The 25,654-nt window shown below is 64.0% G+C and carries 27 protein-coding genes and 1 tRNA gene; 16 read left to right on the top strand and 12 right to left on the bottom strand.

Translation table 11 applies throughout. From position 1 onward, the window contains the following. The first annotated feature begins 90 nt into the window (after positions 1 to 90). Positions 91 to 1,386 carry a lipopolysaccharide biosynthesis protein gene (locus FJ949_RS28525; RefSeq protein WP_140501079.1) on the top strand — a complete coding sequence of 432 codons (1,296 nt, stop codon included), beginning with the start codon at positions 91 to 93 and terminating at the stop codon, positions 1,384 to 1,386. Between the two features lie 46 nt (positions 1,387 to 1,432). On the opposite strand, the gene FJ949_RS28520 is transcribed toward FJ949_RS28525, so the two are convergent. Genes FJ949_RS28520 through FJ949_RS28510 form a run of 3 tightly spaced genes read right to left on the bottom strand, consistent with a single transcriptional unit; the run spans position 1,433 to position 4,316 of the window. Then, on the bottom strand, positions 1,433 to 2,362 hold the full coding sequence (locus tag FJ949_RS28520) for a DUF6492 family protein (RefSeq protein ID WP_140501077.1): 930 nt from the start codon (positions 2,360 to 2,362) through the stop codon (positions 1,433 to 1,435). After that, positions 2,359 to 3,147: a WecB/TagA/CpsF family glycosyltransferase gene (locus FJ949_RS28515; protein ID WP_140501075.1), complete on the bottom strand. Its 789-nt coding sequence runs from the start codon at positions 3,145 to 3,147 to the stop codon at positions 2,359 to 2,361. Before FJ949_RS28515 ends, FJ949_RS28520 begins: the two co-directional genes overlap by 4 nt. After that, positions 3,144 to 4,316: a glycosyltransferase family 4 protein gene (locus FJ949_RS28510; RefSeq protein ID WP_140501073.1), complete on the bottom strand. Its 1,173-nt coding sequence runs from the start codon at positions 4,314 to 4,316 to the stop codon at positions 3,144 to 3,146. The genes FJ949_RS28515 and FJ949_RS28510 overlap by 4 nt, the downstream gene beginning before the upstream one ends. 171 nt (positions 4,317 to 4,487) lie before the next feature. On the opposite strand from FJ949_RS28510, the gene FJ949_RS28505 reads away from it, so the two are divergent. Genes FJ949_RS28505 through proC form a run of 3 tightly spaced genes read left to right on the top strand, consistent with a single transcriptional unit; the run spans position 4,488 to position 7,676 of the window. Next, entirely contained in the window at positions 4,488 to 5,486 is a 999-nt protein-coding gene (locus FJ949_RS28505; protein ID WP_140501071.1) for a glycosyltransferase, read from the top strand. Then, entirely contained in the window at positions 5,455 to 6,801 is a 1,347-nt protein-coding gene (locus FJ949_RS28500; protein WP_140501069.1) for an O-antigen ligase, read from the top strand. Before FJ949_RS28505 ends, FJ949_RS28500 begins: the two co-directional genes overlap by 32 nt. Positions 6,802 to 6,860: 59 nt before the next feature. Then, positions 6,861 to 7,676, top strand: a complete 816-nt coding sequence (proC, locus tag FJ949_RS28495) for a pyrroline-5-carboxylate reductase (RefSeq protein ID WP_140501067.1) — start codon at positions 6,861 to 6,863, stop codon at positions 7,674 to 7,676. Between the two features lie 10 nt (positions 7,677 to 7,686). Here the strand turns inward: proC and FJ949_RS28490 are convergent, their stop codons facing one another. From FJ949_RS28490 to FJ949_RS28480, 3 genes are all read right to left on the bottom strand, one after another. Continuing rightward, complete coding sequence (locus tag FJ949_RS28490; RefSeq protein WP_140501065.1) at positions 7,687 to 8,079, bottom strand: type II toxin-antitoxin system VapC family toxin; 393 nt, start codon at positions 8,077 to 8,079, stop codon at positions 7,687 to 7,689. Continuing rightward, positions 8,079 to 8,321, bottom strand: a complete 243-nt coding sequence (locus FJ949_RS28485) for a type II toxin-antitoxin system VapB family antitoxin (protein ID WP_140501063.1) — start codon at positions 8,319 to 8,321, stop codon at positions 8,079 to 8,081. The genes FJ949_RS28490 and FJ949_RS28485 overlap by 1 nt, the downstream gene beginning before the upstream one ends. A 67-nt stretch (positions 8,322 to 8,388) precedes the next feature. After that, on the bottom strand, positions 8,389 to 9,702 hold the full coding sequence (locus FJ949_RS28480) for an NAD(P)H-dependent oxidoreductase (RefSeq protein ID WP_140501061.1): 1,314 nt from the start codon (positions 9,700 to 9,702) through the stop codon (positions 8,389 to 8,391). Positions 9,703 to 10,287: 585 nt separating this feature from the next. Here FJ949_RS28480 and FJ949_RS28475 point away from each other — a divergent pair. From FJ949_RS28475 to FJ949_RS28465, 3 genes are all read left to right on the top strand, one after another. Continuing rightward, a complete protein-coding gene (locus tag FJ949_RS28475; RefSeq protein ID WP_140501059.1) occupies positions 10,288 to 11,694 on the top strand; it encodes a PTS transporter subunit IIC in 1,407 nt (468 codons plus the stop codon). A gap of 74 nt (positions 11,695 to 11,768) precedes the next feature. Beyond that, a complete protein-coding gene (locus FJ949_RS28470; protein WP_140501057.1) occupies positions 11,769 to 12,230 on the top strand; it encodes a PTS sugar transporter subunit IIA in 462 nt (153 codons plus the stop codon). Between the two features lie 17 nt (positions 12,231 to 12,247). Continuing rightward, positions 12,248 to 12,535 (top strand): PTS sugar transporter subunit IIB, encoded by a 288-nt coding sequence (locus tag FJ949_RS28465; RefSeq protein ID WP_140501055.1) that lies wholly within the window; start codon positions 12,248 to 12,250, stop codon positions 12,533 to 12,535. Positions 12,536 to 12,555: 20 nt separating this feature from the next. Here the strand turns inward: FJ949_RS28465 and FJ949_RS28460 are convergent, their stop codons facing one another. Then, the gene (locus FJ949_RS28460; RefSeq protein WP_140501053.1) at positions 12,556 to 13,944 is read right to left on the bottom strand and encodes a multicopper oxidase family protein; all 1,389 of its coding nucleotides are present in this window, start codon (positions 13,942 to 13,944) and stop codon (positions 12,556 to 12,558) included. 460 nt (positions 13,945 to 14,404) lie between these two features. Further along, positions 14,405 to 14,479 (bottom strand) — tRNA-Thr (locus tag FJ949_RS28455). 161 nt (positions 14,480 to 14,640) lie between these two features. Here FJ949_RS28455 and FJ949_RS28450 point away from each other — a divergent pair. The 9 genes from FJ949_RS28450 (at position 14,641) to yacG (ending at position 20,325) form a co-directional block, all read left to right on the top strand. Then, on the top strand, positions 14,641 to 14,817 hold the full coding sequence (locus tag FJ949_RS28450; RefSeq protein WP_140501051.1) for a hypothetical protein: 177 nt from the start codon (positions 14,641 to 14,643) through the stop codon (positions 14,815 to 14,817). Positions 14,818 to 14,944: 127 nt separating this feature from the next. After that, positions 14,945 to 16,237, top strand: a complete 1,293-nt coding sequence (murA, locus tag FJ949_RS28445; protein WP_140501049.1) for a UDP-N-acetylglucosamine 1-carboxyvinyltransferase — start codon at positions 14,945 to 14,947, stop codon at positions 16,235 to 16,237. 149 nt (positions 16,238 to 16,386) lie between these two features. Beyond that, positions 16,387 to 16,821: a DUF2948 family protein gene (locus FJ949_RS28440; RefSeq protein WP_140501047.1), complete on the top strand. Its 435-nt coding sequence runs from the start codon at positions 16,387 to 16,389 to the stop codon at positions 16,819 to 16,821. Between the two features lie 3 nt (positions 16,822 to 16,824). Beyond that, positions 16,825 to 18,117, top strand: a complete 1,293-nt coding sequence (gene hisD, locus FJ949_RS28435; protein ID WP_140501045.1) for a histidinol dehydrogenase — start codon at positions 16,825 to 16,827, stop codon at positions 18,115 to 18,117. Positions 18,118 to 18,122: 5 nt separating this feature from the next. After that, on the top strand, positions 18,123 to 18,608 hold the full coding sequence (locus tag FJ949_RS28430) for a UPF0262 family protein (protein ID WP_140501043.1): 486 nt from the start codon (positions 18,123 to 18,125) through the stop codon (positions 18,606 to 18,608). Positions 18,609 to 18,656: 48 nt separating this feature from the next. After that, complete coding sequence (locus tag FJ949_RS28425) at positions 18,657 to 19,067, top strand: low molecular weight phosphatase family protein (protein WP_140501041.1); 411 nt, start codon at positions 18,657 to 18,659, stop codon at positions 19,065 to 19,067. A gap of 196 nt (positions 19,068 to 19,263) precedes the next feature. Continuing rightward, positions 19,264 to 19,482 carry a translation initiation factor IF-1 gene (infA, locus tag FJ949_RS28420; RefSeq protein ID WP_006200926.1) on the top strand — a complete coding sequence of 73 codons (219 nt, stop codon included), beginning with the start codon at positions 19,264 to 19,266 and terminating at the stop codon, positions 19,480 to 19,482. Between the two features lie 22 nt (positions 19,483 to 19,504). Then, a complete protein-coding gene (locus FJ949_RS28415) occupies positions 19,505 to 20,131 on the top strand; it encodes a Maf-like protein (protein WP_140501039.1) in 627 nt (208 codons plus the stop codon). Further along, on the top strand, positions 20,128 to 20,325 hold the full coding sequence (yacG, locus tag FJ949_RS28410) for a DNA gyrase inhibitor YacG (protein ID WP_140501037.1): 198 nt from the start codon (positions 20,128 to 20,130) through the stop codon (positions 20,323 to 20,325). The genes FJ949_RS28415 and yacG overlap by 4 nt, the downstream gene beginning before the upstream one ends. An 18-nt stretch (positions 20,326 to 20,343) precedes the next feature. On the opposite strand, the gene FJ949_RS28405 is transcribed toward yacG, so the two are convergent. The 4 genes from FJ949_RS28405 to FJ949_RS28390 are packed head-to-tail and all read right to left on the bottom strand — an operon-like array spanning position 20,344 to position 25,556. Continuing rightward, a complete protein-coding gene (locus tag FJ949_RS28405) occupies positions 20,344 to 21,714 on the bottom strand; it encodes an alpha-glucosidase/alpha-galactosidase (protein ID WP_140501035.1) in 1,371 nt (456 codons plus the stop codon). 19 nt (positions 21,715 to 21,733) lie between these two features. After that, positions 21,734 to 23,401 carry an ABC transporter ATP-binding protein gene (locus FJ949_RS28400; protein ID WP_140501033.1) on the bottom strand — a complete coding sequence of 556 codons (1,668 nt, stop codon included), beginning with the start codon at positions 23,399 to 23,401 and terminating at the stop codon, positions 21,734 to 21,736. A 10-nt stretch (positions 23,402 to 23,411) separates the two neighbouring features. After that, positions 23,412 to 24,548, bottom strand: a complete 1,137-nt coding sequence (locus FJ949_RS28395) for an ABC transporter permease (RefSeq protein WP_140501031.1) — start codon at positions 24,546 to 24,548, stop codon at positions 23,412 to 23,414. After that, the gene (locus tag FJ949_RS28390) at positions 24,549 to 25,556 is read right to left on the bottom strand and encodes an ABC transporter permease (protein ID WP_140501029.1); all 1,008 of its coding nucleotides are present in this window, start codon (positions 25,554 to 25,556) and stop codon (positions 24,549 to 24,551) included. Between the last annotated feature and the right edge of the window lie 98 nt (positions 25,557 to 25,654).

The following is a 25,654-nucleotide window of genomic DNA, read 5'->3' as shown; positions in this document are numbered from 1 at the left end:
GCTTGATGCCGGCTGCTTGGAATTTCAGCAGATGCAGGAAGATTTCAGAAGGGCACGTTAAACTTTGCCGCCTATGCCTTTCCCTGACCTATGACTGAGGCCAGCGACATACCGCAGAGGCGGCCCCTCGCCCGGATCGGCACCTTCGTGGCCGAAAGACGGGGGATGGTTCGCGACTATTTTTCAGCGATCAGCGGCGCCGGCGGGCGGCTGGTGTTTTCACTCGCCTACTTCATCGCCTTGGCCAATACGCTTTCCATCGCCGAGTTCGGCATGTTCGCCACCGCCTCGGCCGCCGGAGTGATGCTGTCGCGGCTTCTGGCCTTCGGCTTCATCTCGGCACTCTACCGCACCGCCACCATCCGCCCCAACCTGATCGGCACCTTCACCGCAGGCTTCCTGCTGCTGGGCATCGTCTCGTTGCCGCTGCTCGCCGCGGCCTCCTACATCGTCTACCTGATCTTCTTTGCCAGCACCGTGCCGCTGCCGGTGTTCGCGGCAATCGTCTTTGCCGAGGCGCTTCTGTGGCGGCCGGTGGAGGTGGCGCTGATCGTCAACAACGGGCTCGGCAAATTCGGCCGTGCCGCCGTGCTGGCGATCCTGGCGACCGCTTTGCGGGCGGCCGGCGCGGTGCTGTTCATGTTCTGGGCGCAACACAGCGTCTGGGTGTGGTCCTGGTTCTATATCGGCGCGAACGCGGCCTCGCTGCTGGTCGCGTTCGGCCTCTTCTATCCGCGCCAGCGGCTGCGGCTGCGCGGCGAGCTCTATCTCAGGCGGCTCGCCGATTCGATCTACGTCGCCGGCGCCGAGGTGTTGTTCTACCTGCAGATGGAGTTCGACAAGCTTCTGGTGCTGGCGATCGGCGGGCCGCACCTGGCCGGCATCTATGCCATCATCATGCGGCTGGTCGACCTGACGGCGATCCCGATCCGCACCTTCTCCATGATGCTGGTGCAGCGCATGATGCGCGCCCCGGAGCTCTTGTCACGGCTGGCGGTCAAGAGCGGCATCGAAGGCGGCGTATTCGCGGTCTCGACGCTGGCGCTGCTGGCGCTTGCCGTGGTGCTGCATTTCTTCCCCGGGGCGCTCGGCAAGAACGTCTCGGAGGCCGCTCCCCTGGTGGCGCTTGCGATCGGCGTTCCGGGACTGCGCAATCTGGTCGAATACCAGGCGGAACTTCTGTTCGCGCGCGGCCAGACGCTGGTGCGGGCGCTCAATCTCGGCCTGCTCGCCGCTCTCAAGGCGCTGCTGCTGACCTATGTGCTGACAACCATTGCCGACACATCGAAGCTGGTGCTGTCGCTCAACGTCGTCTTCCTGCTGCTCTATCTCGCGTCGATGCTGCTGACCTATTCGGCGCTGCGCAAGCCGGCGAAGGCGATCTGATCCTTCATCCGGGCAGTCTTTCCGAGAACCGGTTCGCTTTTCAGGATCAGGATCGGTCGAGCCCGATCAGCCGGCGGATGCGGCCGGTATCGGTGCCGATGAAGGACTGCATGCCGATCGCCACCTGTTCGGGCGCCATGGCGGCAGCGAAGCGACGGAATTCATCATCCGACAGCGCCTCACCGGTCCAGTGGACGCGGCAGAATTCTTCCGAGCCATGGAAGTGGCCAGCGCCGTCCAGCAGATCGTCGACATAGCGGCCATAGATCATGCATTCGGAGAATTTGCGCGCCGAGCCGACGACCTCGACCCAGTTTCGGCCATGCACCTCCTCGATCCGACTGCACATGGCCAGCACGGTGTCGCGGCGCCAGGCGATCAGCGTCGAAATGTAATCGTGAACCGAATTCCTCGACGGATCGATGCCGAGCGCGGAGCCGGCATTGCGCGACCATGTGCGATGCTCGTCATGACCGTCCTGCGCAAGCACGCCGTCACGGCGGAACAGCCGCGCCTTGCCGTCGCGCCAGAACGCGCCGCAATCGAAAGGCTTCAGGAAGGCGACGTCGGAATCGCAGAAGACCAGGACGTCCTGGCATGCGTGCGCCGCAACGGCGATGCGGCGCAGCTGCTGCACGTGCCAGCCGCGCAGCGGCTGCGTCTTCAGGCTGAGCCAGACGCGCCGCCGGAACAGGCTAAGCGGATCGTCGAAGACATGCAGCCAGCGCGGCAGCAACTCACGTTCGTCGACGACGGAACGGTTGGCGCTCTCCAACCGTCGAAACAATTTGACGTCGCGGCCTTCGACCAGAATGTAGTGATGCGCGACGCCCGTGACGTGGCGGTCGAGGGTTTCGCAGAGCAGGCGGCAACGCTCGAAATCCGGCGCATAGCTTGCCGTCACCATGGCTGCCGTCGGCGTTGCCCGAAGCAGTCCGGGTTCGGCGATCGCGCCCGGAACGAACCTCTCGTTCAACGGACGTCTCCGGCTTGGGGCCGGAACAATTTCTGTTTGAGGACCCGCCACAGGAACAAGGGGTTGCCGACCACATAGCGGCGCCAGAGCCGTCCCGGCTCGACCGCCAGGCGAAACAGCCACTCCAGCCTGAGGCGCCGTATCCACAAGGGCGCGCGCGGCACGGCGCCGCTGAGAAAATCCAGCAGCGCGCCGACCGCGATCGGCAGCGTGCAGTGGCGCTCGTCGATGTGCCGTTCGATCCACAATTCCTGGCGCGGCACGCCCATGGCGACCAGCAGCATATCAGGCCGCAGCGCCGCGATGCGTTCGATGATTTCCGGCTCCTGCGCAGCGGAGAAGTAGCCGTCATGAATGACCACGAATCTGTGCTGGACGGCAATCGCCGCGAGCTTCTTCGACGCCGCCTCGGCATTGACGCGCGTCGCGCCGAGCAGCCCCACGGTCAGCGGCCGGGTCACCGACCGCAGAAAGGCCGGCACGAAGTCGGTGCCGTTGAGATTGTCCGGGAACGGCGCGCCATAGAGAAGCTGCGCTGCGAGATCGACGCCGATGCCGTCCGGCAGGATGAGAAAATCGTCGAGCGCCTGGGCGAACACCGGATCGGTGTAGGCGAGATTGGCGTTATGGGCGTTGAGGAAGCTGACCTTGGTGAAGCGTCGTTCCGCGATCAGCCGCGTCAGCAGGGCGATCGCGTCGTCCCAGCGAATGGCGAGCACGGAGATGCCGAAGATCGTCTTCAATGTGTCGGGCCCGAACGAGGCGCGGGCGGCGTGCATGTTCATGCAAACGCCTCCTGCATGACCGGACCGAGCTTCTCCAGGCCAAACCGAATGGCCGCGTCCAGCGCCTTGAGCTGCCGGCGGTGGAACGCGCTGCCGTCGACGTCCGTAATATCGGCCGCCGCGGCCTCCAGCGCCTTGGCAAAGGCGACCGGATCGTCGGTGACGGCGCAATTGACCGGGCGATGGTCGATGCCGCGCAGCGCGTGGCTGGTGGCAACGGCGGGCAGGCCGAGCTCGAACGTTTCGATCGTCTTCAATTGCACGCCGCTGCCGGCGGTGCTGATGAGCGGGATGACGGCGCCGCCGCGTATGAAAGCCTGGGCGTCCGGCACGCGTCCGACGAAAGCGATGCCGGGATGCGTCGAGGCGATGTCAGACGGCATGCTGCCGGCGATCCTGATGCGGAAGTCCGGGCGCAGATGCGGTACCACCTTGTCGAGGAACCAGCCGAGCCCGATGCGGTTCGGCTGCCAAGTCCAGGTGCCGATCAGCGCCGCGTCGCACTCGATCTTGCGCCGACCGTTGTGCGCCGGTGGCGTGGCGCCCGTCACCAGCGGCAGCACCGCCGAGCGGTCGTCGGAGGCCACGCCAAGTGCCGAACGGTCTTCCTCGGCCAGCGTGAAGACGAAACGCGCGCGGCGGCACAGACGCTCTTCCACGCTCTCGAGCAGCCTTGCCTCGCGGCGGAACAACAGGCGCTGGAAGATGCCCGGGGCGGCAGCGGCATTTTCCCGCGCCGAAAGATGCTCGACATTGTGGGCGACGAAGATCGAAGGCCGCTCGTCGAAGAGCTTTTCGAAGGCGCCGGCGAACTGCACGGAATTAAGCACATAGCCGTCGAAGGGGCCGGCGCGCTCGATGGCGGCGAGGACTTCGGCATCGGAGACCGCACGCACCTTGGCCGACGCGAAGGTGAGGCCCGAAAGCATCGCCTTGCCGACCCAGGCAAGCTTTTGCAGCGCTGAAGCATTTTCGGTGCGCACGTCCACGGCACCCAGAACGATGGTGCTTTCAGGATCGGCGGCGGCTTTCCCCGGCCAGATGAAGCCGATGACGGTGACGCGCGCGCCGGCGCGCCGCAAGGCAGCGATGATTGCAGCATTGGCGATCTCGTAGCCCGATGCGAGAGCGCCATCGGGCACGATCGATGTGGCGAACAGCAGATGCATCTCACCTATCCTGTGGTGCAGCCGGTAGCAAAGCGCGGTGAACCCTTGATTAAACGCGCGCGCATCGACGACCCAAAACCTCGGCTTGAAGAGCCACTCCGTGAAAGGTGATTAACGAAACGTTATCGTCATGGTGCTAACAGAACTCGACCCACCATGCGGCTGACACGGATGATCCCTTTGCCATCAGACGGTTCGGTATCGATCGCGGGACGATCCCCCCGGCTTGACACGCAGGCCGTCGAAGCCGTCGTCACCTTGCCGACCTTCAAGCGGCCGGACCAGGTCCTGCAAACGCTGGCGTCGCTGCGCGCGCAGCTGACCGGCAGGCCCTTTGCCGTCATCGTCATTGAGAACGAGGCCGAGGCTCGGGCCGGCGCCCAGGCGTCGCTGCCGCTGTTCGAGCGCGGCGAGATACCGGGCATGGTGATCATCGCGCATCAGCGCGGCAATTGCAGCGCCTACAATGCCGGCTGGCAGGCGGCGATCCTGCACTTTCCGAATTTCAGGCACCTGCTGGTCATCGACGATGACGAGATAGCCGATCCGCACTGGCTGGAACGGATGTGCGGGGCGGCCGAAAGCCTTGGCGCCGATATTGTCGGCGGCCCGCAAGTGCCCGACTTTGCCGATCCCGCCCATGCGCGCTGGGCCGAGCATCCGGTTTTCGCGCCGCCCTACCGCAAGACGGGCCTCGTGCCGGCGCTCTATTCGTCCGGCAATCTCCTGGTCGGGCGCAACGTGCTTACCGCCATGGGGCCGCCGTTCCTCGACCTGAGATTCAATTTCATGGGCGGCGGCGATTCCGACTTCCTGAGCCGGGCGGCGCAGCGCGGCTTCGCGCTTGGCTGGTGCGCCGAGGCCAGCGTGACCGAGACCGTCCCGGCCCGGCGGGTCGAGGCCGACTGGATCCGCGCCCGCAGCCTGCGCAACGGCGTGATCTCGACGCTGGTCGAAAAGAAGAAACGCGCCGGCACCCCGCTGGCCGGCGTCAGGGTGTTGCTGAAGAGCCTGGCCCTGCTTGCCGCCTCGCCATTTCGCGGGGCCGCCAGGCTGGCACGGACAGGATCGCCCGCGGCCGCAATCTACCCTGTCCATGTGGCGCTGGGCCGCGTGCTGGCCGAATTCGGATATGCCAATGAGCAATACCGCCAGCCTGAAAAGAACTGAGCGCGCGCCGCTCGGCGCCGCGTTCACGCGCGACGGCGTGGCAACCGCGATCGCGGCGCTGCTGTTCACCGTCATCCTGGTGTCCTTCCGCCCGTTCCAGCCCGCGGGCGCCGAACTCACCGGCGAAGGCGGCGACATCGTCAACCAGCTCGGCTTCGGCTCGCTCGGCGCCGTTTCCGTCTTTTCGCTGATGGCTTTCGCCGACCCGCGCATCGTGCGCTCGCTGCTCAGCCCTTCCTGGATGCTGATGCTGGGCTTCTTCTTCCTGTCGGTGGTGCTGGCGACAGACCCGCCCTCGGCGATGCGCGCCGCCTCCTTCACCATGATCGGCATCCTGACCATGGCGACGATCCTTGTGCTGCCGCGCGACGCGGATTCCTTCTCGAAGGTCATCATCTTCACCGCGGTGGCGGTCATGGGCCTTTCCTACCTCGGCCTCATCGCCTTTCCGCACGAGGCAATGCACACGGCCGATTCGCAAGAACCGGAACATGCCGGCCTGTGGCGCGGCGTGTTCACCCACAAGAACATCGCCGGTCCGGTCATGGCCTGCTTCAGTTTCGCCGGCCTCTATCTCTTCCGGCGCGGGCAGCGGTTCTGGGGCGCCGGAATTTTCGTCGCGGCGATGGTGTTCATGCTGCACACCGGATCCAAGACCACGGCCGGCCTGGTGCCGTTCTCGATCCTGATCGTCATGTTTCCAAGCATCGTCGGCATGCGACTCGGCACGCCGATCCTGTTCGCACTGGCGATCATCGCCACCGCGGTCGGCACGCTGGGCATCGTTTTCCTGCCGCCGGTGAAACAGCTGGCGGCGATCTATTTCCCCGGCCTGACCTATACCGGGCGCACCACGCTCTGGGAGTTCGCCGGCGAGATGCTGGCGAAGAAACCGTGGACCGGCTACGGTTATGAGAGTTTCTGGGGAACGCCGCTGCTGCTCAACCAGGATCAGCCCTTCGACCGACCGTGGGATATCAGGACCATCGTGCACGGCCATGACGGTTATCTCGACATCGCCGTGCTGATGGGCATTCCGGCGCTTTGCGTGGCGGTCTACACTTTCCTGATCGCCCCTTTGCGCGACTACATGCGCATTCCCTTGCGCAAGGAAAACATCTATCTCGGCGATTTCTTCATGATGGTGGTGCTGTTCGCCGCGCTCAACGCCTTCCTAGAAAGCTTCTTCTTCCACCGCGGCGATCCGGTGTGGCTGTTCTTCGTGCTCGGTGTGCTTGGGCTCAGACAAGTTTCGCTGCGTCCGGTCGCGCTGCGCAACGCCGGTCGTGGCGCGCGATTGGGCCACTCCACCTGACAGGGCTTCCCCGTTGATCCGCGAGCGTTTATGTGAAGCCTTTCCTCGGAGGGCTTTCGATGACGATCAGGCTTGTTCTCGCCGGCTGCGGCAATATGGGTTACGCCATGCTCTCGGGCTGGCTGAAATCCGGCAAGCTTGCACCGTCGTCCGTTTTCGTGGTCGAGCCCAATGCCGACCTGCGCCAGCGCGCGGCCGCACTCGGATGCGGAACGGCTGCCGACGCCACCGATATCCCGGCCGGTGCCGTGCCTGATCTCATCGTCATCGCCGTGAAGCCCCAGGTGATCCGCGACGTCACCGCCGCTTACAAACGTTTCGGCGAAGGGCGCACCACCTTCGTCAGCATTGCCGCGGGCACGCCGGTCGCCACCTTCGAGGAAATCCTGGGCGACCGCGCGCCTGTTGTGCGCTGCATGCCCAACACGCCTGCTTCCATTGGCAAGGGCATGATGGTGGTGTTTTCCAATCCGCTGGTTTCCGACGACACCAAGCGTTTCGTCGCCGACCTCTTGTCGGCCAGCGGCGAAGTGGCCACCATCGACGAGGAGGGACTGATGGATGCGGTGACCGCCGTGTCGGGATCGGGGCCGGCCTATATCTTCCATTTCATCGAAGCGCTGACCGTCGCCGCCGAGAAGGCGGGCCTGCCGGCGGCGACCGCCAGGCTGCTCGCCATGCAGACCGTCTATGGTGCCGCCTCCCTCGCCGCCGAAAGCGGCGAGGAGCCGGGCCTGCTGCGCCAGCAGGTGACCAGCCCGAACGGCACGACGGCGGCGGCGCTTGGTGTGCTGATGGGCGAGGACCGGTTGACCAATCTCCTCACGCAAGCGGTGGAAGCGGCGCGGCTGCGGTCGATCGAACTGGGGAAATAGAGCAGACTCCCTAGGCCAGATCGGTATGCGAGAAGTCGTTGCCTTTGTAGAGCAGAGCAGAGCCACGACTCTTTGCGCATGCATAGGACAGGCAATCGGCCAGGTTGAGTTGGGCGGGATGCCCGCGTCCTTTTCCATAGTCTGAAAAAGCTTGGACCGCGAGCTTGGCGTCGCCGGCGTCGATCGGAACGATTTCGATTTCGGACTCGCGCAGAAAAGCCTCTATCGCCACTTCAGCGACAAGCGGCTCAACGGCCAGCATAGTTGAAAGCCGCATAGCCGCTTCGAGCACCACCAACGCGGAAGTAATTTTGCGAGGTGCTACCGCGATGCGGTTGCTCCACTCGCCAGCATCTCCCTCTCCCGAAAGAATTGCGACGACCACCGAGGTGTCGACAAACATCAAGAGTGGCCCCACATCTCATCGATCTCATCCTTGTCTACGGGCCGGCCGCCATGACCAGCTCTGGCTTTGAGTTCATCAGCGATGGCAGCCAGCCGCTGCGCCAACGGAGCGCGTCCACTTTCCCGTTTCAGTTCGGACTCAAGAGCTTCGATCACCGCCTCGGTCATCGAAATCTTGCGTTTGGCGGCGAGCCGCTGTGCCAGCTCACGTGCACGCGGGTCCCTGATCTGGAGGTTCATTGGTCGATCCTCAGCGTCATCTGCCATTACAATATAGTGCATCTGTCATGACAGCGCCACAACGGGCTTATTTTTCGTACAGCATCTCATCCTGCAGCCGGCGCAGAGCGAACAGTCTCGTCGCCCGGTCGGGTGCGGCGTTGTCGGCCGTCAACAGCTCGCCTTTCCTCACCGGTTTCAGCACCTTGCCGCCCTCGAGCAGGCCGACCGGCACGGCACGCCGGGCGCGAGCGTCTTCGACGGTCATCGTCCAGGAGCGATAGCAGGTCTCGCCGATCGCATCGAAGGTTTCGCCGGCGAGCAGATCCCGCTTGGCGACGGCGCATACCTCGGCGACCGGCCTTGGCAGCGGCACCATGTCGGGCTTGCCGAAGAGCACGATGCGGGCTGCCGTCAGCGGGACTTCCAGCGAGGTCAAATGGTAGGGCCGGAACAGGCTGTAATAGGGACCGTGGCCGATATGCAGGTCGTCCATGCGCTCGACGATGCGCGGGTGGGTCGCCTCGACGATGACGAAGACACCGGGTGCGACACCCTTGCCGATGGTGTAGTCGACAACGCCCTTTTTCGTGAGCAGCCCGCCATGCTCGCGCGGAATGAGCACCTTGACGAGGTCGTCGCGGTCGGCCTTCGGGCCGTGCATGCCGGGCACATCGGGCACCAGCCCGGTGGCGTTGGCGATGGCGCACATCTCGACCATGGTTTTCGAACCGTCGACGAACTCGACCAGCATGCGCGGGTTCATGTTGCGGCGGATCGCTTCCTCGCGATAGTCGTCGGGCACGGCATCGTGGTTAAGCGGGTTGTTCTTGCCCTTGCCGGCCGAGACGATGGTCAAGTCCAGTGCGGAGGCGAACTCGATCAGCTCCATGCAGCTCGAGGGCTCGTCTCCGGCGCCGACCGAATAGACGACGCCGAGGCGATCTGCCTGCTGCTTGAGATAGCAGCCGATAGTGACGTCGGCCTCGACATTCATCATCACCAGATGCTTGCCATGCTGCATCGCCATCAGGTCGAAGTCGGCGGCGACGCCGGGCTTGCCGGTGGCGTCGATGACGACGTCGATCAGCGGATTGGTGACCAGCATCTCGTTGGAGGTGATGGCGATCTTTCCCGACTCGATCGCCGCGGTGACTTTCGAAGTGGTATCGGCTTCGACGGCCATCGCTTCGTCACCATAGGCGATGCGGATCGCTTCGCGTGCCGTGTGCGGACGTCTTGTCGAGACCGCGCAGACCGAAATGCCGGGCATCAGCATGCCTTGCGTGACCAGATCGGTGCCCATTTCGCCCGAACCGATGACGCCGATGCGTACCGGGCGGCCCTCGGCGGCACGGCTGGCGAGATCGCGGGCGAGCCCGGTCAAGGCGACATTGGTCATGCGGGGATGTCCACAGCTTCCTGGTTCGCGTCGGATTAGCAGGGAATAGCTCCTCCTTGCCAACGAAACTGGCCTCGACAGTCAATTTCCCATGAAATCGCGCGGTATAGAGGCGCTCGGCCCAGTCCCGACTGGACCGAAGCGGGGCTCCGAACTCGGCGACAAAGACCTGACGACTGCCAGTCCGCTGTGCCGGCGGCTTCTCATGATAGGAATTTTTTCTTGACCGGGTGAGGGCAACTATGCTACATATTTGCCTATGGTGCTGAGTTGCGCCAAGGGCCCGCCGCACAGGCGGGTTTTTCCGTTCAATGCTCCGTCAAGAGCGCACAGGCGAAGGCTCCGTCAGCCCGGATGCCTTGGGTTCAAAGACTTGCCAATTGACATTGCCTTGAACTGCCTCAATAAAACATTCGTTCGCCAGCGAAGGCAAATGTTCATCCCGCATCACCGAGCGGGACGCATTCCGCCTCGCGGGCAGAACGGGGAGTGCCTTTGCGCCGAGGTTGGCGGCAAAGGCGTTGGAGGTCAACGGGGCATCATTTCGAACCCGGGGGTCGGGCTCGGTGCTCCAGGGGAGGACAAATGGATACTATTCTTGCGGGCCTCAAAGGGGCCATCGACACGCTCGGCGCAACAGTGCTGCTGCCGATCGTCATTTTCATCATAGCCGTCGTTCTGGGCGCAAAGGTCAGCAAGGCTTTTCGCGCCGCTGTCACCATCGGCGTCGCCTTCATCGGCATCAACCTCGTGCTTGGCCTGATGTTCACGTCGATCGGCGACGTCGCCAAGGCCATCGTCACCAACACCGGCATTCATCGCGACATCATCGATGTCGGCTGGCCGTCGGCGGCCGCCATCGCCTTCGGCTCGTCGGTCGGCCTGTGGGTCATCCCCGTCGGCATCCTGGTCAACATCGTGCTGTTGCTGACGCGCATGACGCGCACGCTCAATGTCGACGTCTGGAACTTCTGGCACTTCGCCTTTGTCGGCTCGCTGGTCGTGGCGGCGACCGACAATCTGGCCTACGGCATCGCCATCGCGGCATTGGTCGCGGCACTGTCGCTGCTGTTCGCCGACTGGTCGGCGCGCGCAGTGCAGCAGTTCTACGGCGTGCCCGGCATTTCGGTGCCGCACCTGGCTTCCGCGCAGATCCTGCCGATCGCCATCATCCTGAACTGGATCATGGACCGCATTCCCGGCATCAACCGCATCAACATCAACACCGAGACCATCGAGCGCCGGTTCGGCGTGTTCGGCGAACCTGTCGTGCTCGGCTTGATCATCGGTCTCGTGCTCGGTGCCATCGCCTTCTACAATGCGGGCGATCTCGGCACGGTGCTCGCCAAGGTGCTTGGCACCGGCATGACCCTGGCAGCCGTCATGCTGCTTTTGCCGCGCATGGTGAAGATCCTGATGGAGGGCCTGATCCCGGTCTCCGACGCGGCGCAGGAATTCGTGCGCAAGCGCACCGGCGACCGCGAGCTTCTGGTCGGCCTGGACTCCGCCATCCTGATCGGTCATCCCGCCGCGATCTCGTCATCGCTGATCCTTGTGCCGATCGCGATCATCCTGTCGGTGATCCTGCCGGGCAACCGCGTCATCCTGTTCGCCGACCTGGCGGTCATTCCCTTCATCGTCGCCATGACCGCGCCATTGGTCAAAGGCAATGTGTTCCGCATGGTGGTGATCGGCACGGTGACGCTGGCGATCGGCTTCTACGTCGCCAACGCGCTGGCGCCGCTGTTCACAAGTGCTGCCGTCGCCTCGGGCTTCAAGCTGCCGGCAGACGCGCTGCAGATCACCTCCGTCGTCGACGGCTTCCTGTGGGTGCCCTATGTGATCATCGAGGCGATCCAGGGACTTGGCCTTACCGGCATCGTCGTGATCGCCGTGGTCATCGCCGCACTGTTCGTCCTCTATCGTCGCAACACGCTCGGCTGGGAGCGGGCAGCGGGCGCCGAGGACGAGCCGGCCGAAGGCACGGCCTGAGCCTCGTCGCGCCTGACGTTTGAAATGATCGTGCGCCCTCCCCGGGCGCACGATTTTGCCGACGGAGCAAAAACATGTCTGACAGCCTCATGCAGCTTCTGGACCCCGAAGCGATCGCGCTCGGATCCGATGCCTCGACCAATGAGCAGATCATCCGCATCCTGGCCGGCCGGCTCGAGACGCTCGGCTATGTCAAGAACTCCTATGCCGACGCGGTCGTGCGTCGCGAGTTGACCATCCCGACAGGACTGCCGCTGGAGCGCCCCGACAATGTCGCGGTGCCGCACACCGATCCCGAACATGTCCTGAAGCCCGGGATCGCTTTGGGCACATTGAAGCACCCCGTCGTCTTCGCCAACATGGAAGACCCCGACGAGAAGCTGCCGGTCGGCTTCGTCTTCCTGCTTGCCATCAATGACAAGGACAAGCAGATTGAAGCGCTGCAGGCCGTCATGGCCACCATCCAGAATTCAGATGCATTGGACGGCCTGAGGTCGGCCACGACGCTAGACGACGTTCGGGCCGTGCTCGGCTGAACAAGGAGAAGAAAGAGATGTCCAGACAGAAAACAATTCTCTTTGCCTGCGGCACGGGCATAGCCACCTCGACCGCGGTCAACGTCGCCGTCACCGAGGCGATGAAGCAGCGCGGCCTGACCTTCAACGCCCAGCAGGCGAAGGCGACCGAAGTGCCGGGGCTGGCCGACAGCGTCGACTTCATCGTCGCCACGACGCCGATCTCGGCTTCGGTGACCAAGCCGGTCATCAAGGGCCTCGCCTTCCTCACCGGCATCGGCAAGGACAAGGTGCTCGACGAGATCGAGGTGCAACTGCGCAAGTAGGCCGCGGCACGCGCTCGGTTTCAGGTCACCCTGACGTAGCTCGTCATGCCCGATTTCTGATGCTCGATGATGTGGCAGTGCAGCAGCCAGTCGCCGGGATTGTCGGCGACGAAGCCGAGGCTCACCTTCTCGTTGGGCTGGATGAGATAGGTGTCGGAAACCAGCGGCTGCACGGGCCGAGTCGAGGATGACAGCACTTTGAAGCTCATGCCGTGCAAATGCATCGGATGCGATTGCGGCGTCAGGTTCTCCATGTCGATGACATAGCTCCTGCCAAGCTTCAATTCGGCCAGCGGCGCGGTCGGATCCGGCGTGTCACCCGGCCACGGCACCTTGTTGATGGCCCAGAAACTGTAGCCGAGCGAACCGCATATGCCGTCGCTCGGAATGTTCTCGGCCGTGGCGCTGAGCGCCAGCGAAATATGCTGGGCAGCGGAGAGATCGACCTCCGCCACCGGATTGGCCTCCAGCGGCGCGACATCACGAATGTCGCGCTTCAGCGAGCTGCCAGCCGCACGCAAGGTAGCCAGCACCTTGGGCTTGGTGCCCCTGACGTCCCGCAGGCTCATGACCGCGCCCTCCGCGTCAGGCATGCGGATGGCGAGTTCCATGCGCTGTCCCGGGCCAAGCAGCAAGGCATCGGGCGAAAAACGCTGCGGCACCGGATTGCCATCCAGCGCGATCACCGTCGCCTCCGCGCCGTCGACGCGAAAGGCATGGATGCGCGTCGCGTCGGTGATGGCGACGCGCAGCCGCACCAGCCCGCCGGCTGGCGCGTCATAGTGCGGCTGGTCGAGCCAGTTGGCCGTGCGCACCGTGCCATAGGTGCCGGTTCTCGCGGCATCGCGCGGCCGGAACTGATCGATGAACTGGCCATCGTCGCCGAGGCGCCAGTCGCGCAGATTGAGGACGATTTCGGCATCGAATTTCGGATCACCGGGATTTTCGACCACGATGACGCCGGTCAGGCCGTGCCCCATCTGCTCCAGCGTGTTGCAATGCGGGTGATACCAGAAGGTGCCGGCATCGGGCGGCGTGAAGGCGTAGTCGAAATGATCGCCGGTATAGACGTAGGGCTGGACCAGGAACGGAACGCCGTCCATCTTGTTGGGGACCCGAACGCCGTGCCAGTGGATCGTCGTCGGGTCGTCGATCGCGTTGACGAGCCGGGCGGCGAAGGGCTCGCCCTTTTTCATCCTCAGCACAGGCGGCATCCCGGCGCTGCCATAGGTCAGCACGTCCCGGGTCGGACCGATCTCCATCAGCCTGGCCTGGATCCTGGCCGTCCGCAGCACCACCGGCTCGGGCGTGGCGGCGGCCCAGCCGCCAAGCCTCCCCATCGCGACGAGCCCGCCCGCACCGGCAAACGCTGTCGATTTCAGAAGTCGACGGCGTGTGATCAAGGTCATGCTGCGCTCCAGCGGGAAAGCCCTCGGAATCGCCGACTTGAATCACGATCGGGCGACCAGCGCAAATGGCGATATCGGAATTTGCGTCCCGATGAAGCCGCGGCCAGCGCCGTCTGCGCGGACGGCGCTTCGCCCTGCGACTCTGATCGGGACGACGGCCGCACCAGGTCATGCTTCAAGGCACTGACCGGAGCGGACTCGCCCGGCTCGCCAATGCCGATGTTTTCAACCGTCCGATCGGGCGGGTGGGGGGCGGAAGGGCGCCAAGCGGTCGCCCGCTATGGGCCGGCGCTCGTCGCGGAGGAAAGCAAGCAGGCCGATTTGCTCCCGCCATGAAAGCGCGACGAGAACCAACCTTGCGCGAAATCTCGGATTCAGGTGCCGGATGCGCCTTTTTTTGCTCGTTCGTGCCGCAAGGGCTTAAGAATGGGACGGATGGCGCTGAAAATGTCGGGCAGTCTGGTGCTGCGAGAGAGGATTGAACTCTCGACCTCTCCCTTACCAAGGGAGTGCTCTACCACTGAGCTACCGCAGCCGCTGATGGCGGGGCTTCTGCCATATCGAACCGGCAAGCGCAAGGCCAAGTGCAAAGCATCTGTGAAAGCCTTTGCCGGATACGTTTTGATGACATGGCCGCGCCACAATGTTGGTTATGCCTGAATAGCGGGCTGGCCGGCCGCCGGCTAGGACGGGACGATGAACGATAAGACAATTCCACCGAAAAAGGGCGGCACCGGCCGCAAGGACCGCCTGGCCGAGCAGCTGCGCGCGAATCTGCTGAAACGCAAGGCGCAGTCGCGCTCGCGGCGCGCCGGCGACGCCGGCAAGCGGCCGGACGGGGTCGGCGCGGCGAAGGAAATACAAAAAGATTAACTCAAATCCGCCACTCTTGGGTCGGGTGCCAGGAAATCCTATTTCTTGAACCAGCTTGGCCGATGGTCTAGACGGGCCGATACTCAAACGATTGAAACCGGCTTTCAGGGCCGAGGGGATAGTCTTCATGGATCGCATCAGAATTGTCGGCGGCAACAAGCTCGCCGGAAGCATTCCGATCTCGGGCGCGAAAAACGCCGCCCTGCCGCTGATGATCGCGTCGCTTCTGACAGACGACACGCTGACGCTCGAAAACGTGCCGCATCTGGCCGATGTCGAGCAGCTGATCCGCATCCTGGGCAATCACGGCGTCGATTATTCGGTCAACGGACGCCGCGAAAAGCAGAATGAAGGCTATTCGCGCACCATCAATTTTTCCGCCCGCAACATCGTCGACACGACGGCCCCCTACGAGCTGGTGTCGAAGATGCGCGCTTCGTTCTGGGTCATCGGCCCGCTGCTGGCCCGCATGGGCGAGGCCAAGGTGTCGCTTCCGGGCGGTTGCGCCATCGGCACGCGGCCGGTCGACCTGTTCCTGGAAGGCCTGCAGGCGCTGGGCGCCGACATCGACGTCGACACCGGCTACGTTATCGCCAAGACCAGGAACGGCCGCCTCGTCGGCAACCGTTACGTCTTTCCGAAAGTGTCGGTCGGCGCCACCCATGTGCTGATGATGGCGGCGTCGCTCGCCAAGGGCGAGACGGTGCTTGAAAACGCCGCCTGCGAGCCCGAGATCGTCAACCTCGCCGAATGCCTCAATGCCATGGGCGCCAAGATTTCCGGCGCCGGCACGCCAACCATCACCATCGACGGCGTCGAGGCGCTGTCGGGCGCGCGCGTGCGCGTCATCCCGGACCGGATCGAGACCGGAACCTATGCCATGGCCGTCGCCATGACCGGCGGCGACGTCGTGCTCGAGGGCGCGCGTCCCGATTTGCTGCAGACCGCGCTGGACGTGATCGCGCAGACGGGCGCCGAGATCACGCCGACCAATTCCGGCATCCGCGTCAAGCGCAACGGCGCCGGCATTTCACCGGTCAACGTGACGACGGCGCCCTTCCCGGCTTTCCCGACCGATCTGCAGGCGCAGTTCATGGGGCTGATGACCATGGCCAAGGGCAAGTCGCGCATCACCGAGACGATCTTCGAAAACCGCTTCATGCATGTGCAGGAACTGGCGCGCCTGGGCGCACACATCACACTTTCGGGCCAGACGGCGATCGTCGACGGCGTGCCGAAATTGAAAGGCGCGCCTGTCATGGCGACCGACCTTCGCGCTTCCGTTTCGCTGGTCATTGCCGGCCTGGCGGCCGAAGGCGAAACCACGGTCAACCGCGTCTATCATCTCGACCGCGGCTTCGAGCGGCTGGAGGAAAAGCTGTCCAATTGCGGCGCGGTGATCGAACGGATCTCGGCTTAGGCCGATCCCCGCCCGCCTCACGGCTGCACGGACCGGAATGACCTCCGGATTCCTGTTCGAGCATGATCTTTTCCGAAAAGCGGTTTCCACTTTTCGGGATCATGCTCTAACAGAAGGCTGAACAGTCAATTTTCAGGTGCGAAATCCGCATGAACGGCCTTAAGCTTATCGCCCTCGACGACCAGGACCTGAGCATCGTCTCCGCCCATGTCCAGGACGCCGTGATGAAAGTCTCGGACCTTGAATACCTTCCCGCGGCCAAGCGTTTCGTGCTGACCATGAACCGTTTCGTCTGGGAGGCCAAATCGGGCTTCTTTCGCCAGCACAACGAACGGCGCCAGGCCGTGCTGCATTTCGATCGGGTTCTGGGCGCCAAGACCAGCGGCATAGCCCGCGACAAGCCGGCCGAAGTGCTGTCGCTGCTGGCGATCAGCTTCATCGAGATCAGCAAGCCGGCCGGCATCGTCGAGCTGATCTTTTCGGGAGGCGGCGCAATCATGCTCGATGTCGAATGCATCGAGGCCCGCCTTGCCGATGTCGGCGGCGCGTGGGAAGCCACGTCGCGTCCCGTGCACAGGGCCTGAGCGATGGCCATCACGCTTCGCCAGTCCGACGCCGATTTCGAACAGCGTTTCGCCGCTTTCCTCACCACCAAGAGAGAAGTGTCGGCCGATGTCGACGCGGCCGTGCGCCAGATCATCGCGCGCGTGCGCGCCGACGGCGACGCCGCCCTCGTCGACTTTACCAGACGCTTCGACCGGGCCGACCTCAGGGAACTCGGCATTGCCGTGTCGAAGGACGAGATCGCCCGCGCCTATGCCGCTTGCGACCACCAGACGATCGAGGCGCTCGAATTCGCGCGCGACCGCATCCGCGCCTATCACGAGCGGCAGCGGCCGAAGGACGACCGCTTTACCGACGCCGCGGGCGTCGAGCTCGGCTGGCGCTGGACCGCGGTCGAGGCGGTCGGGCTTTACGTGCCGGGCGGTACTGCGAGCTATCCGAGTTCGGTGCTGATGAACGCCATACCGGCCAAGGTCGCCGGCGTGGAGCGCATCGTCATGGTGGTGCCGGCACCCGGCGGCGTCATCAATCCGCTTGTGCTGGTGGCGGCCGACCTTGCCGGCGTGCCGGAAATCTATCGCGTCGGCGGCGCCCAGGCGATCGCTGCCCTGGCCTATGGCACCGAGACGATCAAGCCGGTCGCCAAGATCGTCGGCCCTGGCAACGCCTATGTCGCGGCGGCCAAGCGCCAGGTGTTCGGCACCGTCGGCATCGACATGATCGCCGGCCCCTCGGAAGTGCTGGTCGTGGCCGACGGCGACAATGATCCCGACTGGATCGCCGCCGATCTCCTGGCCCAGGCCGAACATGACGCGTCCGCGCAGTCGATCCTGATCACCGACGATCCGGCCTTTGGCAAGGCGGTGGAGGAGGCGGTCGAACGGCAGCTGCCAAACCTGCCACGGGCGGAGACGGCAGCGGCGAGTTGGCGCGATTTCGGCGCGGTGATCGAGGTCGAGGCGATCGAGGCGGCGCTGCCTCTGGTCGACCGCATCGCGGCCGAGCATGTCGAACTGGCAATCGACGACGCCGAGGGCTTCCTGTCGCGGATGCACAATGCCGGTGCCGTGTTTCTCGGCCGCCATACGCCGGAAGCCATCGGGGACTATGTCGGCGGTTCCAACCACGTGCTGCCGACGGCGCGCTCGGCGCGTTTCTCGTCAGGGCTTTCGGTACTCGATTTCGTAAAGCGCACCTCGATCCTGAAGCTCGGGCCCGAGCAATTGCGCGCGCTGGCGCCCGCCGCGATCGCGCTGGCCAAGGCGGAAGGGCTCGACGCGCATGGACGCTCCGTCGCTATCCGGCTGAACATGTAGGCGCCATGTCGGGCTCCGATCAAACCCGGGCGAGGCTGATCGATGTCGAACTCGATGAATCGATCGGTCGTTCGACGCCCGACGTCGAGCACGAACGCGCGGTGGCGATCTTCGACCTGATCGAGGAGAACAGTTTTCAACCGGTCAATGACAGCGGCGCCGGCCCCTACCGGCTGAAGCTGTCGCTGGCCGAGTCCCGCCTGGTTTTCGCCGTGACGCGCGACGACGGTTCCGCCGTGGTGACCCATATCCTGTCGCTGACGCCGCTCAGGCGCATCGTCAAGGACTACTACATGATCTGCGAAAGCTATTACGACGCCATTCGCTCCTCGACGCCGAGCCATATCGAGGCGATCGACATGGGTCGCCGCGGCCTGCACAATGAGGGTTCGCAGACGTTGATGGACCGGCTCGCCGGCAAGATCGACATCGATTTCGACACGGCGCGCCGGCTGTTCACGCTGGTCTGCGTGCTCCATTGGCGGGGTTAACCCCTGACCGCCGGCGCACCGCCCCGTTCGATCCTGTTCCTGTGCGGCATGAATGCCGTGCGCTCGCCGATGGCCGAGCTGTTGGCGCGGCGCATGCTGCCGGCCAGCACCTTCGTCGCCTCCGCGGGCGTGCGCAGCGGCGAGCGTGACCCGTTCGTCGATGCCGTGCTTGCCGAGGAAGGCCTGTCGCTGGGCGAGCGCCACCCAAGGACGATGGACGAGCTGGAAGACGACTATTTCGATCTCATCGTCACGCTCGCGCCGGAGGCGCACCATGCCGCGCTGGAGCTCACCCGCTCGCTCGCCGTCGAGGTCGAATACTGGCCGACGCCGGATCCTACCGGCGCCAGCGGCACGCGCGAGCAGATCATCGCGGCCTATCGCGATGTGCGCGAACGGCTGAAGTTGCGCATAGGCCGACGTTTTTTGCTTCCGGAAGCAAAAAACGCGACGGATTAAGCGTGTTCACAAGCCGACGATTATCATATAGGTTCCGCCGAATTTCCGGCTAGAGTCGGATGCGGTTGGGTCTCTTCGACCTGACAGCTTCCGACTCTAGATCAAAGAAGTAGAGCATGATGTCGTCCGAAAACCGCTTCATACTTTTCGGCATCATGCTCTAAACGCCGGGAAACCATCCAAGCAAAGGTATCGAATGCCGAAGGAAGAAGTCCTCGAGTTTCCGGGTGTCGTCACGGAACTGCTGCCCAACGCCATGTTCCGGGTGAAACTCGAAAACGAACACGAAATCATAGCCCATACGGCCGGCCGCATGCGCAAGAACCGCATCCGCGTGCTGACCGGCGACAAGGTCCTGGTCGAGATGACGCCCTACGACCTGACCAAGGGCCGCATCACCTATCGTTTCAAGTAAGATCAAGGCCGACTGGTCCGCGATGAGCATTTTGCTGAAGCTGGTGCTTGCCTCGGGTTCGCCGCGCCGCATCGAACTCCTGCAGCAGGCCGGCATCGAACCGGACCGCATATTGCCTGCCGACATAGACGAGACGCCGCTGCGTGCCGAGCATCCGCGCTCGCTGGCCAAAAGGCTGTCGAAGGAAAAGGCCGAAAAGGCATTTGCCTCACTGAAGTCGGAAACCGACTACGCGCCGGCCTTGGTGCTGGCCGCCGACACGGTGGTCGCTGTCGGGCGGCGCATCCTGCCCAAGGCCGAGACGCTCGACGATGCCGCCAACTGTCTCGGATTGCTGTCGGGGCGTTCGCACCGGGTCTATTCCGGCATCTGCCTGATCACGCCCGGCGGCAAACTGCGCCAGCGGCTGGTCGAGACGCGCGTGCGGTTCAAGCGGCTGCCGCGCGAGGAGATCGACGCCTATGTCGCGTCGGGAGAATGGCGCGGCAAGGCCGGCGGCTATGCCGTACAGGGGCTTGCGGGCGCTTTCGTCGTCAAGCTGGTCGGCTCCTACACCAATGTCGTCGGCTTGCCGCTCTACGAGACCGTAGCGTTGCTTTCAGGCGAAGGCTTCAAGGTCCATCAAAACTGGTCCTCGGCGCGGCCATGAGCGCGGACGACAAGGTGACGCCGCTGCGGCCAAGGCGCCCCTGCCCCGAATGCGGCAAGCCTTCGGCGCGCGAGACCTACCCGTTCTGCTCCAAGCGCTGCAAGGACATCGACCTCAACCGCTGGCTAAAGGGCGCCTATGTCATCAAAGCCCGCGACGACGAGGAAGAACCCGACGCCGACGAGCCGAAATAAGCTAAGAGCGACGCTTGATCAGGCGGCTTGGATCTTGCGGCTCACGCGTGCCCAGGCCGGCAGCCAGTCGCCGTGAGCGGCAAGAAGCTCGTCCACCAGTGACCATATCTGGTCGAGATCGAGCTCGGCTGCCGTGTGCGGATCCATCATCGCCGCATGGTAGATGTGTTCCCGGTTCTCGCTCGTCAGCGCCCGCACCGTCAGTTCCTGCACGTTGATGTTGGTGCGGATCAGCGCCGTCAATTGCGGCGGCAGGTCGCCGATGTAAGTCGGCTGGATGCCGGAGGCGTCGACCAGGCACGGCACCTCGGCGGCGCACTCGCGGGGCAGCGAGGTGATGCAGCCATTGTTGCGAACATTGCCGTAGATCACCGACGGCTCGCCGGTCCAGACCGAATTCATGATCGAGGAGGCATATTCCTTTGACTGCTCGACTTCGATGCGCTCGGCCGAACGGTAGGCCTCCGCCTGTCCCTGCCAACGCTCGATCTGCTCGATGCAGCGCTTGGGATATTCATCCAGCGGGATACCGTATTTCTCGATCAGGTCGGGACGGCCGCTCTTGATGAAATAGGGCGTGTACTCGGCGAAATGCTCCGAGCTTTCGGTGACGAAATAGCCGAGCCGGGTCAGCATCTCGTAGCGCACCTTGTTGGGGCAGCGCGGATTCCAGCCGGGCTTGGGCGCGCGGCCCTCGCGATAGGCGCGCAGGAGATCTGGGTAGAGGTCGCGGTAGGAGCCGTCGGCCTGGCGGTGCTCGAACTTCAGGTAGAATGCCATGTGGTTGATGCCGGCCGAGCGATAACGGATGTCCTCGTAGGGAAGATCGAGATCGTGCGCCAGTTCCATCGCGGTGCCCTGCACCGAGTGGCACAGCCCGACCTGCCTGATCTCAGGATATTTCTCCGATATCGCCCAGGTGTTGATCGCCATCGGATTGACGTATTGCAGCATGATCGCATCGGGGCAGACGGCGAGCACATCCTCGCAGATCTTCCACAGATGCGGCACGGTCCTCAAGCCGCGCATGATGCCGCCGACGCCGAGCGTGTCGGCTATGGTCTGGCGCAGGCCATATTTCTTCGGCACTTCAAAGTCGGTGACGGTGCAGGGCTCGTAGCCGCCGATCTGGAAGGCGACGACGACGAAATCGGCGCCGGCCAGCGCCTTGCGCTGGTCGGAATAGGTCTCCGCTTTCGCCTTCACGCCGAGCGACGCAATCAGCTTGTTGACGACGACGGCACTCTCTTCCAGCCGCTGCGGATCGATGTCCATCAGCGCGATCGTCGCGCCCGAAAGCGCCGGCCGCTGCAGCACGTCACCGACGATGTTCTTCATGAACACGGTCGAGCCGGCGCCGATGAAAGTGATCCTGGGATGTCTTGCCACGCTAACCTCCGGCATGTGTTCAGGCCACGTCGAAAGCGGCCCGGACGAGCCGTTCGGTGTAGGCGGTCTTGGGATTGGTGAGGACCTCGTCGACAGGTCCCTGTTCGACGATCTTGCCGTGCTGCATGACGATGACGCGGTGACACAGAGCGCGCACCACCTTGAGATCGTGCGAGATGAAAAGATAACTCAGGCCACGCTCGTCCTGCAGCCTGCGCAAGAGATCGATGATCTGCGCCTGGACGGAGAGGTCCAGCGCCGATGTCGGCTCGTCGAGCAGGATGAATTCCGGTTCCAACGCGATGGCTCGGGCGATGGCGACGCGCTGCCGCTGTCCGCCGGAGAACTCGTGCGGAAATCGCGAAAGGATGTCGCCCGGCATGCCGGCGCTGACCAGCGCCTCGCGCACCCGCTCGACCCGCTCGCGCCGCGTCGCTCCGATGCCGTTGACGATCAGCCCTTCCTCGATGATCTGCCCGATCGTCATGCGCGGGTTGAGCGAGGAGAACGGATCCTGGAAGACGACCTGCATGCGCGATCGCAGCGGCCGCATCTCGGCCCGTGACAGCCCATGGATCGGCTGGCCGTCGAAACGGATCTCGCCGCGCTTGGCATCGATCAACCTGAGCAGGCACTGGCCGAATGTGGTCTTGCCGGAGCCGGATTCGCCGACCAGTCCCAGTGTTTCGTGGCGGCAAAGCTTGAGATCGAGATCGTCGACGGCGACCAGCTCGCGCCAGTCGGGTTTGAGGAAGGTGCCGTGACGCAGCATGAAGCAGACGCGCACCCCGTTCGCTTCGAGGATGGTGCCGGAGCCCTCCGGCAGCGGTTGTGGCCGCCCGCGCGGTTCGGAGGCGAGCAGTCGTTGCGTATAGGGATGCTGGGGATCGGAGAACAGACGTTCGGTGACGTTATGCTCCCGCATCTCGCCATGCTGCATGACATAGACGTAGTCGGAGAATTTGCGCACGACCGTGAGGTCATGGGTGATCAGGATCACCGCCATGCGCAGCTCTTTCTGCAGATTGCGGATCAGGTTCAGGATCTGTGCCTGGACGGTGACGTCGAGCGCCGTCGTCGGTTCGTCGGCGATCAGCACGTCGGGATCGTTGGCCAGCGCCATGGCGATCATCACGCGCTGGCGCTGGCCGCCCGAGAGCTGATGCGGATATTGCTTGAGCCGCGCGACGGGATCCGGGATCTGGACATGCTGCAGGAGTTCGAGCGCCCGTGCCCAGGCTTGCCGCCGGCCGACCTTGCGATGAACCCTGATCGCCTCGACGATCTGGCTGCCGATCGTATAGATCGGATTGAGCGAGCTCATCGGCTCCTGGAAGATCATCGAGATGCGGTTGCCGCGCAGCTTGCGCCGGGCGCTTTCGGGGAACTTCAGGATGTTCTGCCCATCATAACAGACGGTCGATCTCGGTGAAACGGTGGCGCGCCGGGACAGCAATCCCATGACGGTGCGCGCCGTCACCGATTTGCCGGAACCGGATTCGCCGACGATGGCGATCGTCTCGCCGCGATAGAGCTGGAACGAGACGTCCTTGACCGCCTCGACGGTGCCGTGCTCGACCTTGAAGGCGACCTCGATGTTGCGGGCATCGATCACGGGTTCTCCCTGGCGTCCGTCATGGTCGTGCCGGACGGAAGGTGCGAAGGGTTCGGCGAGCGCGAGCGTCATCCCAGCCACCTCAATAAGGATCGACGGCGTCGCGCAGGCCGTCGCCCAGCGCGTTGAAGGCAAAGACGGTGACCAGCACGAAGCCGACCGGCGACAGGATCCACGGATAGGTGCCTATGACGGAGTAGGTCGCGGTGTCCTGCAGCATCAGCCCCCAGGAGATCAGTGGCGGCTTCACCGCAAAGCCGAGAAAACCGAGGAAGGATTCGAGCAGCACAACGGTCGGGATCGCCAACGTCACCGCGACGATCACATGGCTCATCACATTGGGGAAAATGTGCTGCATGATGATGCGCCGGTCGGTGGCGCCCACCGCCATGGCGGCGCGTACGTATTCAATGCGCGCAAGCGCCAGCGTCTTGCCGCGCACCTCGCGCGACATCTGCGCCCAGCCCAGCGCCGACATGACGATGATGACGAAGGCGAGGAAGACGTTGGTGGGCGCGGTGACCGGGATCAGCGTCGTCAGCGCCAGATAGAGCGGCAGCTGCGGGAAGGCCAGCACGAGTTCGACGAAGCGCTGCATCCAGACATCGAACCGACCGCCGAAATAGCCGGAAGCCATGCCGACCGTAGTGCCGATGACGGTGATGATGAAGACCACCGTCAGCGCGATCATCAGCGAGACGCGCGAGCCATGGATGGCGCGCGAGAGCACGTCGCGTCCGAACTTGTCGGTGCCGAGGAAATGCACCGGCTGGCCGTCCATCGAACCGAAGAAATGCCGGTTCGCCGCAATGAGCCCGAAGAGCCTGTAGGGCGCGCCCTCGACGAAAAGGCCGAGCAATCTTGGATGATCATAGTCGGGACCGACGATGGGCTGAAAGGTGACCGGATCGAGATCCGCCGAATCCGCCAGCGCATAGACCCTGGGCCGGGCGACGAAATCGCCGTCCCTGTCGTGGAAAGCAGGCAGTTGCGGCGGCGCGAAGGCGACATCGGTCACCTTCGGGTCCATCGGCGCCAGGAACTCGGCGAATACCGCCATGAGGATCAGCAGCACGACGAGCCAGAACCCCGCCATGCCGGTCCAGGAGCGCTTCAGCCGGCGCCAGACGAGCGCGGTGTAGCTCTCGTTGCCGTGCGCGGGTCTCTCGACGGGTCCTTCGGCCGGCAGCGGCGGTGGCGATGTATCGCGGGCCAACATCTAGCTCTCCCCGAACTGGCGCACGCGCGGATCGAGCAGGACCAGCAACATGTCGGCGATGATGTTGCCGACGATCAGCGTCGCCGACAGCACCATCATGAAAGTGGCGGTGAGATAGACGTCGCCGACCGCCATCGAGCCGACGATCGCCGGGCCGACGGTCGGCAGCGCGAAGATGATCGCCGTCTCGATTTCGCCGGTCAGCATGTAAGGCAGCACCACGCCCTGATACATGACCAGCGGATGCAGCGCATTGGGCACGGCGTGTCGCATGACGACGGCGCTGCCGGTCAACCCCTTGGCCTTGGCCGTCTCGACATATTGGGCGTTCAGCGTGTCGAGCAGATTACCGCGCATGACGCGCATGTTGTAGGCGAGCCCGCCGAAGGTGGCGATCGCAACCACCGGCCAGACATGCTTGACCAGATCGAGGAACTTGGCCCACGACCATGGCGCGCCGCCATATTGCGGCGAGAAGAAGCTGCCTATCTCCGAGACGTTGAACTGGAAGACCAGGAGATAGACGATGATCAGCGCCATCAGGAAGCGCGGCACCGTCATGCCGAGGAAGGAGATGGCCGAAAGTGTCGAGTCGATCCAGGTGTATTGCCGGGTCGCCGCCCATATGCCGAAGGTGATGCCGAGCACCGAGGCGAGCAGATGGCACACAAGCGCCAGGATGAGGGTGCGCGGCAGGCGCTCGCCCACAACGTCGGCCACCGGCTTGTTGTAGTAGAGGCTGTAGCCGAAATCGCCGCGGGTGACGATGCCGCCGATCCAGTTGAGATACTGGACGGGCAGCGGCTTATCGAGGCCATGTTCGATCCGGTAGGCGTTGGCCTGCGCGTCGGCTTCGGCGAAGGAGGCGCCTCCCTGGTTGATCAGCTGCGAGCGGATGTAGTCGGCATAATCGCCGGGCGGTGCCTGGATGATGGCGAAGGTGACGAGGCTCAGTATGGCAAGGACCGGGATTGCCGACGCTATGCGCATGAGCAGAAATCGCAGCATGGACGGTCGCTTCCTCGTCTTGCCGATCGCGTCTTTTTGGTGCGTTCGGAGGTTGCCTTTGTCCGGCCGCGCCAGCGGCGCGGCCGGAGGTCTCAGTC

The organism is Mesorhizobium sp. B2-4-1 (assembly GCF_006442185.1).
Lineage (GTDB): Bacteria > Pseudomonadota > Alphaproteobacteria > Rhizobiales > Rhizobiaceae > Mesorhizobium.
Note: the sequence above shows the minus strand (reverse complement) of the source record. Positions and strands in the feature narration are given on the sequence as shown.

Coding starts and splice junctions, on each gene's coding strand:
- FJ949_RS28525 (WP_140501079.1), top strand. CDS start 91: ATGACTGAGGCCAGCGACATACCGCAGAGGCGGCCCCTCGCCCGGATC.
- FJ949_RS28515 (WP_140501075.1), bottom strand. CDS start 3,147: ATGAACATGCACGCCGCCCGCGCCTCGTTCGGGCCCGACACATTGAAG.
- FJ949_RS28510 (WP_140501073.1), bottom strand. CDS start 4,316: ATGCATCTGCTGTTCGCCACATCGATCGTGCCCGATGGCGCTCTCGCA.
- FJ949_RS28505 (WP_140501071.1), top strand. CDS start 4,488: ATGATCCCTTTGCCATCAGACGGTTCGGTATCGATCGCGGGACGATCC.
- FJ949_RS28500 (WP_140501069.1), top strand. CDS start 5,455: ATGAGCAATACCGCCAGCCTGAAAAGAACTGAGCGCGCGCCGCTCGGC.
- proC (WP_140501067.1), top strand. CDS start 6,861: ATGACGATCAGGCTTGTTCTCGCCGGCTGCGGCAATATGGGTTACGCC.
- FJ949_RS28490 (WP_140501065.1), bottom strand. CDS start 8,079: ATGTTTGTCGACACCTCGGTGGTCGTCGCAATTCTTTCGGGAGAGGGA.
- FJ949_RS28485 (WP_140501063.1), bottom strand. CDS start 8,321: ATGAACCTCCAGATCAGGGACCCGCGTGCACGTGAGCTGGCACAGCGG.
- FJ949_RS28480 (WP_140501061.1), bottom strand. CDS start 9,702: ATGACCAATGTCGCCTTGACCGGGCTCGCCCGCGATCTCGCCAGCCGT.
- FJ949_RS28475 (WP_140501059.1), top strand. CDS start 10,288: ATGGATACTATTCTTGCGGGCCTCAAAGGGGCCATCGACACGCTCGGC.
- FJ949_RS28470 (WP_140501057.1), top strand. CDS start 11,769: ATGTCTGACAGCCTCATGCAGCTTCTGGACCCCGAAGCGATCGCGCTC.
- FJ949_RS28465 (WP_140501055.1), top strand. CDS start 12,248: ATGTCCAGACAGAAAACAATTCTCTTTGCCTGCGGCACGGGCATAGCC.
- FJ949_RS28460 (WP_140501053.1), bottom strand. CDS start 13,944: ATGACCTTGATCACACGCCGTCGACTTCTGAAATCGACAGCGTTTGCC.
- FJ949_RS28450 (WP_140501051.1), top strand. CDS start 14,641: ATGAACGATAAGACAATTCCACCGAAAAAGGGCGGCACCGGCCGCAAG.
- murA (WP_140501049.1), top strand. CDS start 14,945: ATGGATCGCATCAGAATTGTCGGCGGCAACAAGCTCGCCGGAAGCATT.
- FJ949_RS28440 (WP_140501047.1), top strand. CDS start 16,387: ATGAACGGCCTTAAGCTTATCGCCCTCGACGACCAGGACCTGAGCATC.
- hisD (WP_140501045.1), top strand. CDS start 16,825: ATGGCCATCACGCTTCGCCAGTCCGACGCCGATTTCGAACAGCGTTTC.
- FJ949_RS28430 (WP_140501043.1), top strand. CDS start 18,123: ATGTCGGGCTCCGATCAAACCCGGGCGAGGCTGATCGATGTCGAACTC.
- FJ949_RS28425 (WP_140501041.1), top strand. CDS start 18,657: ATGAATGCCGTGCGCTCGCCGATGGCCGAGCTGTTGGCGCGGCGCATG.
- infA (WP_006200926.1), top strand. CDS start 19,264: ATGCCGAAGGAAGAAGTCCTCGAGTTTCCGGGTGTCGTCACGGAACTG.
- FJ949_RS28415 (WP_140501039.1), top strand. CDS start 19,505: ATGAGCATTTTGCTGAAGCTGGTGCTTGCCTCGGGTTCGCCGCGCCGC.
- yacG (WP_140501037.1), top strand. CDS start 20,128: ATGAGCGCGGACGACAAGGTGACGCCGCTGCGGCCAAGGCGCCCCTGC.
- FJ949_RS28400 (WP_140501033.1), bottom strand. CDS start 23,401: ATGACGCTCGCGCTCGCCGAACCCTTCGCACCTTCCGTCCGGCACGAC.
- FJ949_RS28395 (WP_140501031.1), bottom strand. CDS start 24,548: ATGTTGGCCCGCGATACATCGCCACCGCCGCTGCCGGCCGAAGGACCC.
- FJ949_RS28390 (WP_140501029.1), bottom strand. CDS start 25,556: ATGCTGCGATTTCTGCTCATGCGCATAGCGTCGGCAATCCCGGTCCTT.